This is a genomic window from Lacimicrobium alkaliphilum, from assembly GCF_002591895.1.
Lineage (GTDB): Bacteria > Pseudomonadota > Gammaproteobacteria > Enterobacterales > Alteromonadaceae > Lacimicrobium > Lacimicrobium alkaliphilum.
The window spans coordinates 1-290 of sequence record NZ_NISX01000051.1 but is presented as its reverse complement, the minus strand read 5'-3'; the positions used below and the strand labels follow the sequence as shown (position 1 = coordinate 290).

The window sequence follows — 290 nt, the reverse complement described above, 5'->3', positions numbered from 1 at the left end:
AGGCTGGGTAAACCCCAGCATCTCCCGGATGCGTATCATTAATGCCTGCTTGGTTTTACCGTGGTGCTTTAGTCTTTTCTCTCGCGCTCTGGCGGCCTGCTCATTGAGGTACGCTTCGTAGTACACCAACTTCCATTGATGTCCTTTCGTGGCGTTGTTTTCTCCAGCATTATGCGAGAGTAAACGTTTCCTCAAATCTTTCGTGCTGCCAATGTAAAATTGATTTTCATCCGTTTCACATTGCAAGAGATACACATAAAACATCTTCGCTTCCTTCGCGTTATCTTTTC

General features: G+C 45.5%; 1 protein-coding gene. It reads right to left on the bottom strand.

Going from position 1 to position 290, the window contains the following annotated elements:
- On the bottom strand, positions 1 to 264 hold a 264-nt coding region (locus CDA54_RS19790), incomplete at its 3' end, for a GIY-YIG nuclease family protein (RefSeq protein ID WP_244903114.1).
- Positions 265 to 290 lie beyond the last annotated feature (26 nt).